Origin of the sequence: Candidatus Marithrix sp. Canyon 246 (assembly GCF_001723685.1) — a bacterium.
In the GTDB taxonomy this organism is placed as follows: domain Bacteria; phylum Pseudomonadota; class Gammaproteobacteria; order Beggiatoales; family Beggiatoaceae; genus Marithrix.
On sequence record NZ_MCBX01000041.1, the window covers coordinates 23065 to 30313 of the forward strand.

At 33.4% G+C, this 7249-nt stretch carries 11 protein-coding genes; 6 read left to right on the plus strand and 5 right to left on the minus strand.

Annotation, left to right across the window (positions count from 1 at the left end):
- The first annotated feature begins 229 nt into the window (after positions 1–229).
- On the plus strand, positions 230–1273 hold the full coding sequence (locus BHU68_RS14895) for a Gfo/Idh/MocA family protein (protein WP_069471686.1): 1044 nt from the start codon (positions 230–232) through the stop codon (positions 1271–1273).
- Here the strand turns inward: BHU68_RS14895 and BHU68_RS14900 are convergent.
- Positions 1222–2343: a sulfur reduction protein DsrS gene (locus BHU68_RS14900; RefSeq protein WP_069471685.1), complete on the minus strand. Its 1122-nt coding sequence runs from the start codon at positions 2341–2343 to the stop codon at positions 1222–1224. The genes BHU68_RS14895 and BHU68_RS14900 overlap by 52 nt on opposite strands.
- An 87-nt stretch (positions 2344–2430) precedes the next feature.
- Positions 2431–2613 carry a hypothetical protein gene (locus BHU68_RS14905; protein WP_069471684.1) on the minus strand — a complete coding sequence of 61 codons (183 nt, stop codon included), beginning with the start codon at positions 2611–2613 and terminating at the stop codon, positions 2431–2433.
- A gap of 8 nt (positions 2614–2621) precedes the next feature.
- On the opposite strand from BHU68_RS14905, the gene BHU68_RS17445 reads away from it, so the two are divergent.
- Complete coding sequence (locus BHU68_RS17445; RefSeq protein WP_171899485.1) at positions 2622–2780, plus strand: hypothetical protein; 159 nt, start codon at positions 2622–2624, stop codon at positions 2778–2780.
- A gap of 42 nt (positions 2781–2822) precedes the next feature.
- Here BHU68_RS17445 and BHU68_RS14910 read toward each other — a convergent pair whose 3' ends face one another.
- The gene (locus BHU68_RS14910; protein ID WP_069471683.1) at positions 2823–3038 is read right to left on the minus strand and encodes a caspase family protein; all 216 of its coding nucleotides are present in this window, start codon (positions 3036–3038) and stop codon (positions 2823–2825) included.
- A 79-nt stretch (positions 3039–3117) separates the two neighbouring features.
- On the opposite strand from BHU68_RS14910, the gene BHU68_RS14915 reads away from it, so the two are divergent.
- Both BHU68_RS14915 and BHU68_RS14920 read left to right on the plus strand, forming a co-directional pair.
- Complete coding sequence (locus BHU68_RS14915; protein ID WP_069471682.1) at positions 3118–3540, plus strand: hypothetical protein; 423 nt, start codon at positions 3118–3120, stop codon at positions 3538–3540.
- 313 nt (positions 3541–3853) lie between these two features.
- On the plus strand, positions 3854–4240 hold the full coding sequence (locus BHU68_RS14920) for a hypothetical protein (RefSeq protein WP_069471681.1): 387 nt from the start codon (positions 3854–3856) through the stop codon (positions 4238–4240).
- Positions 4241–4460: 220 nt separating this feature from the next.
- Here BHU68_RS14920 and BHU68_RS16675 read toward each other — a convergent pair whose 3' ends face one another.
- Together BHU68_RS16675 and BHU68_RS14925 are read right to left on the minus strand one after the other, a co-directional pair.
- Entirely contained in the window at positions 4461–4595 is a 135-nt protein-coding gene (locus BHU68_RS16675; protein WP_171899666.1) for a caspase family protein, read from the minus strand.
- A gap of 326 nt (positions 4596–4921) precedes the next feature.
- Entirely contained in the window at positions 4922–5680 is a 759-nt protein-coding gene (locus BHU68_RS14925; RefSeq protein ID WP_069471680.1) for a caspase family protein, read from the minus strand.
- Between the two features lie 148 nt (positions 5681–5828).
- Between BHU68_RS14925 and BHU68_RS14930 the strand changes: the two genes are divergently transcribed.
- Both BHU68_RS14930 and BHU68_RS14935 read left to right on the plus strand, forming a co-directional pair.
- On the plus strand, positions 5829–6740 hold the full coding sequence (locus BHU68_RS14930; protein ID WP_069471679.1) for an AAA family ATPase: 912 nt from the start codon (positions 5829–5831) through the stop codon (positions 6738–6740).
- Positions 6741–6777: 37 nt separating this feature from the next.
- A partial coding sequence (locus BHU68_RS14935) for an IS607 family transposase (RefSeq protein ID WP_141700090.1) occupies positions 6778–7249 on the plus strand: 472 nt, incomplete at its 3' end.

A 7249-nucleotide genomic window follows, 5' to 3' on the forward strand; every position in this document is an offset into this window, starting at 1 on the left:
ACTATAAATCATAATAAATTGAAATGTAGCTTGGTCTAACGTATGTTATACTCCCCACCATAACAACTTCTCAAGGTATTTTTATGTATTACATAGGTGGATCAGCACTTTCAACTTTTCGTCTTAATAAATTACTAATTCAGGCTCAGGAATTTGTGCCTAACCTTTCTCGGCTTGAGGCTCAATATCTAATGGCTAACGAAATTAGAACAATTAGTTTAAATAACTCATGTTACAGAATAAAAAAATAAAAATCGCCATAATCGGCTGCGGCAGAATTGCCACCAAACATTTTGAAGCTATAAAAACACATCATGAAAATATAGAGCTTGTAGCCGTTTGTGATAATAATCCCGCAGCACTAGAAAAAGCCACTCAAGAAACTGGTGTGAGCGGCTATTCTAATCTTAATACGCTTTTAAAAAATCTGGAACTTGATTTAGTCACTATTTGTACGCCTAGCGGTATCCATGCCCAACAAGTGATTCAATGTGCCAAAGCTGGTTGCCATGTCATGACTGAAAAACCAATGGCAACACGCTGGAAAGATGGTTTAGCAATGGTTAAAGCCTGTGATGACGCTGGGGTTCATCTGTTTGTCGTCAAACAAAATCGCCGTAATGCCACCATTCAATTGCTAAAAAAAGCTATTGATAAACAGCGGTTTGGCAAAATATACATGGTACATATTAACGTATTTTGGACACGCCCCCAAGCCTATTATGACGCTGCCAAATGGCGTGGCACTTGGGAATTTGATGGCGGAGCTTTGATGAATCAAGCCAGTCATTATGTAGATTTATTAGACTGGCTAATTGGACCAGTAGAAACAGTCCAAGCCATTACAGGCACCTTAGCACGCAACATTGAAGTAGAAGATACCGCCGTCATGAATGTCCGTTGGCGTTCTGGTGCATTAGGTTCCATGAGCGTAACTATGCTCACCTATCCCAAAAACCTTGAAGGCTCAATTACCATTATTGGAGAAAAAGGCACAGTACGTTTAGGCGGAGTTGCAGTAAATGAAATACAAAACTGGCAATTTTCCGAACCAGATGAGGATGATGAAAAAATCCATAAAGCCAGCTATGAAACCACATCTGTTTATGGATTTGGTCATCCTTTATACTATGAAAATATAATAAAAACTATACGAGGCGAAGCGGAAGCAGAAACAGATGGGCGAGAAGGCTTACGTTCCTTAGAGTTATTAATTGCCGCTTATATCTCTGCACGAGATGGGCGCACTGTGCCTTTGCCTTTAGATGTTTGAATTGAGTTTAATACCGGCTCTAACACCGGAGCCAATTTTTTACGCATTAAGCTACCAATAGCTGTGGTGCGTGAAAAAATTGGGCGTACTATTGAATAACGTAAACCAGCTAATATCAACATCGCGCGAATTGAGTCGTTTAAATTTGGCATTTTTGCCAAAACTTGTTGTATTTCAATTGAATCAAAACTATTTGCCTGTTCAATTAATATTGAAATATTCATTTCATCATTATAATCATCAGGGCATATTGATTTAAAATAGTGTGCAATTATATCAAATAATAGATTTACTATATCTTGATTTGCTGGTTTAGCTAATACGCGCTCACATACTGTTAAAAAAGTTTGTCCTGATGAGGAACTTATTTTTAGTAATTGTTTGGCTACTGAATTACTAGCTTCTAATGTCGATTTAATTTCTTCATAATCGGCACGAGCTGGTAAAGGTTCAGGCAAATTATCTGGTTGAGCGATTAAAAATCCAATTAAATAAGCATTTTTCTTGCGTTTCCAAAGTTTTTGTCGTGTTGCTTCATCAATTAAATCAGCTTGTAAAACTAAAGAAACTGATACAATAATATTGTAGCTTTCGGTTTCAAATGGTAAATATTCAACTAAATGTGCCGCTAATTCTTTAGCTAAATCACTATTAACCACCTTTGAATTTTTTAATAAACTACGAGCATTTTCAGCATCAGGCATTGCCCACCATGCACGACGCGCTAATTCAATAGTTAAACTGGGAGAATGTACGACAGCTACTACAGCTTCTGGCTCTCCTAACATCAATAATTGATCTAACTTCTCATTTTTAGTATGCCCCATACGATTCCAGCGTTTTAAATAAACTGGATAACCATCGGGGGAAGCTAATACATGACTAGAAATAAATTCACGTATTTGACGTAGATAAATTTCATCACGACAATTTGGATGTAATTGTATTTTAGCCTCACCCTTCTCAGACAAGCCATAAATGATCATTTTAGATTCATCAATACGAATAGCTTGTAGATTATTAGCTATTAAGACGTTGAGACGCAGATTATCTTCTGGTGTAAATTCCATATGTTTTTATAAAAATATTATCAGATGTAAAAAATGCCTTTTGCCCCACTTGGCATGTTTGTTTTTGTAAGTTTTGTAAGTCTGTTGCTAGTCTTGGTGAATGTTATTTGTTGCCAGCTTGCTTTGCCAAGTACTTTGGCTTTTTAAATATTCTTCTAATTCTAAGCGGCTTAGACGTTTATTGTTATCAGCATCAGCTTCTCCAGCTAAAGCTTTAGCAAAATACCAACTTAATGCTCCATGTGCTTTATTGTTAAACGTAACACCCATAAATTGCAATGTTATTATCAGTGGCTGTTATGTATGTTACATTATTTGTTGTTTCTTCTTCATCTCCTTTAGTTGATCTTATTATGAGCTGTGATTTATGTGAATTGTTTGAAAAGCGAGATCGACAAACCCCTGATTTAATTGGACGTGTTAATCCTCCAGAATAACAAGAATCTGCTAGGAATACGATTTTGTATTCAGATGCTTTTTTAAAAAGTTAGTTCGTCATCTATAATATATCCTTCATAAAAATCTAATTTTTCATCAAATGGATATATATCGTTTATTTGTGAGCCATGCCCTGAATATGTTAATATTAAAGTATCACCGGGTTGTGCTTGTTTGACCATTTTGCGCCAAGCATTGATGATATTTTTACGAGTAGCTTGCTTATTAAGCAATAATTTTGCTTTTATTTTAAGCAAACACCGCCTTGGAATAAATTCCTAGGCGGTGTTGCACATAAGTTACAAAGCTGCGCTTTGAATTCCAAGGAGATTTTTTATGAAAAAACTAACAATTTATTTTATCACAATTTTATTAATAAGTGCCTGTGCTTCTAATCCTACGCCACCACGAAATAAGATTACTTTTCTTGATACTAATACTTTTGATGAGGAATTGTCAAAATCGACATTTGGTGGAGTAGAAAAGATCACTGTATCTATGCTGGGTCCAGTTTCTGTTAATCAATTGCCAAAGCGATTAGCTAAGTGGTTAAGTATAATTAATGAACGCGGTGGACGTGTTGAAGTGGAACCAAAGGCTATGACTAAAGGCCTAGCTTGGGTTTTAGGTATGTTGCCTCTGGTTTATGATTTGGCAAAGCAAGAAATGTCTTATGGTTTTGCCGCTAATTATCATGCTAAGATTTTTTATAAGCCTGAGACTGGGTTGGTTCAGAAGGTTGTTTTTGTGAAAAAATAGTAACAGTAATCTTACATTTATTTAGTACAACGGATTAACGGAATAAACGGATTTGTTTGCTATTCCTTATTAATAATCAGTTTATTCCGTTAATCCGTTGTACTATTTATAAAGTATCGAGTTTTAGACCTGACAGGTTTTAAAAACCTGTCAGGTCTGAAGGCTTGTTACCAGCGTGGTAGTTTATAAATTATAAATCAAGTTGTTGACAAAAAAATAATTATTATGTATAAAGTTATTTTACAAACAACATATATGTAAATCAAATATGGAGAATAAGACCATGAAAGAAACTTTAAATAGGATATAAAAAATGAGAATTATAAGTATAAGTGCCATATTTACTAGTATTTTATCACCATTTGTAATGGCTGCTGATTTCAGCCTTGAATCAAGAGCAGTTCTAGGTATGATGAATTATCAGTATGAGGAGGTATTTACTGGTAGTGATGATGTTAAATGGAGTGATACCATGCCATTTCTTGGTATAGGAATGACATTAGCTTATAAGAATTTTTCTTTTGATGTCTATGTCCAAAAATCTGATACGGGTGAAGACAGCTTCTTTAATAAGGGTCAGTATTATACGACAGATCATAACGCAACTTTTAATCGTGATGATTATGCAGTAAATTTTGGTTATACCACTGATAGTTTATTTGGTGGTCTTTTATCATTAAAACCAGAGGTCCAACTATAGGTTGAGATAAATCCTACAGCAACTACATTTGGTATCAATTGGAGTAGCCCTATTACGAATAAATTAACATATCCTATTGCTTTAGATGCTTATCAATATCCAGCACAAACATTTCCAGAGAATTCAAATATCACTATTGAATCTATAAAAGAACAAATAGTAAGTTTAAAAGCTTCACTAGCTTATAGATTTGATTTATAATCAATAAACCTATCTATCATCATAGTCTATTAGCATTTGTTTCATTAATAACATTAAAACCTAAATCTGTTAATGCTTCTGAGATCTCAGTAGCGTCATTTACTGGATTTTTTAACTTATTTATAAATTGATAATCAGCATTACCAATGACCAAAGCAATGCGCGATTGCTCTTAGGAAAAAGGAGTCATTGTAGTACATGCAGAACAAAAGAATAGACAGAAAATTAATTTTAATGATTTCATAGTTTATTTCTCCATATTATTTTAATAAGTTATTTAAATAACTTATGTTAGGTAGCAGACTTTTGTAATAAATCAAACGTAATATGAGTACAGCGAATTACGTGGATAAACGAATTATATTATTTGGTTATTTAGTGAATTTCGTTTATCCACGTAATTCGTTGTACTCAGAGTGCGTAACATCCAGTTTAAAATTTAAAAAAGTACAACAAATTATGAATTAGTTGTACTAACAATCACCCGCTGCGAATTCTACGACGCTTAAAACCAGCAAAATAAAAATCATCATCTAAAGAACAATCTTCCCTAGGAACTTGTCTGCCATTAGTCTCACTAATTAGTGACTTACGAACTTTCTTAAAAATATTTTCAATAGACAAACCTTTAGTTCTTATATTTGTTAATAAATGCTTAGTATAAGGGCTATTATCTCTACCTTCATCAAGAGCTACATTATGAGGAGAAGTAGCATAAGCGATAAAAGTTCCTTTAGGAACACTACGCTTAACTCTATTACTATTATCAATCCAAGCTAAACCCTTACCAACATTCTTAGAACCTATCTTATTACCTTTAGTTTGAAGGGGATTATCACGACAGGCATCAAGAATAACAATTTGCATAGTACTTTTTGCTTTTTCCATACCATCCATAACATCATTAACCTTAATAGTATCAGAAGCAAAAATGGTATCTAAATTATTAGAAACCTGATCATTAAGCGTCACAGGCAAAAGATAATTTTCATCACCATACTGCGCCCCATGCCCAGAATAATAAAACAAAGCAACAGTTTCTTTACCTTTTAAATGCTCTCTCTTCAAAACTCTGTTAAAAGCACCAATAGCTCTATTCATTTTCTTTTTAGAACCATTTTCAACATAAAGCACACTATCAAAATCAACATCTTTCAGAGCATAATACATACCTCTAGCATCATTAACAGGATTTTTCAGATTACCAATAGAATCATAGTTCGCATTCCCAATTACCAAAGCAACGCGCGAAGTTACAAATGAATTAATTTTGTAAACTAAAAAATATCAAAAGGTTGTTTTTTTACCAAAAGTATAAATTTTACTTGCCTGAATACTGTTATACTGATAGTTAAATATTTAATTCAATTGATAAGAGATAACTGAAATGCTAAAACGTTTAATTTTAAAAGGATTTAAATCAATTCGAGAACTAGATTTACCACTTTTACCATTTAATATAATTATTGGTGCTAATGGCGCCGGTAAAAGTAATTTGATGGCTTTTTTTAGAATGTTTCAGGCAATGAAACAAAGACAATTACAATTACATATTGCTAGACAGGGTGGTGTTGATTCATTTTTGTATTATGGGCGCAAAGAAACAGCAGTATTATCCAGCGCGTTATATTTTGATTCAAATTGTTATGGCTTTGACTTAGAGCCAACAGTAGATAATAAATTCATATTTGCAAAAGAATTCATGCAAGGAGAAACGCCAAAAAACTTGGGTAGTAGTCATACAGAAAGTTTAACATCTACTTTAGCAGACTGTGCTGTTTATCATTTTCACGATACCAGTGACACTGCCAATGTCAAACGCTTACAAGCTATTAATGATAATGTCAAATTGCGCCAAGATGCGAGTAATTTAGCCGCTTTTTTGTATAAACTAAAAAAAACTTCCCCTAAACATTATGAAATAATCCTCAAAACTATTCAACAAGTCGCGCCTTTTTTTGGCGATTTTTATTTAAGACCCTTTCCAGAAAATTCACACAAAATTCAACTAGAATGGACAGAAAAAGGTAGTGACTACCCTTTTATTGCTAACGATTTGTCAGATGGTACTTTGCGATTTATATGTTTAGCAACTTTGCTATTACAACCAGAAATGCCCACAACAATTTTAATTGATGAACCAGAATTAGGGCTACACCCTTATGCTATTTCAGTATTAGCAGGCTTATTTCGAGTAGCTTCGCAGCGTTGCCAACTTATTGTCTCAACGCAATCCTTAAATTTGCTTGATGAATTTGAAGCCCATGATGTGATTGTTGTAGATAGAGTTAATTATTAGTAGTAAATTATGTAAGCTAATGTGATATAATGTAGGAATGAAACCTACATATCGGTTAAATGAATTTGCTAAACTGATTAATAGATCAGTAAAAACACTCCAAAAATTGGATAGGATGGGCAAGTTTAAAGCACATCGTACTGCCACAAATCGTCGATATTATACACACAATCAGTATTTGGAATATATGGGTATTGCTAAAAACAATACTAAAAAAAAGTTCATTGTATATTATCGTGTTTCAAGTGCAAGTCAAAAAAATGATATGCAATCTCAAAGACAAGCTATTGAAACATTTTGTACTGCTTGTGGTTTAGCTATAGATGAATGGCTTTATGATATTGGAAGTGGTTTAAATTATAAACGTAAAAAATTTCTGAAATTAATGGATTTAGTGGAAGCAGGTGAAGTTTCTACATTAATTATTGCTCATAAAGATCGTTTAGTTCGATTTGGTTTTGAATGGTTTCAATACTTTTGTGAAAAACATGGTACTGAAATAGTAATAA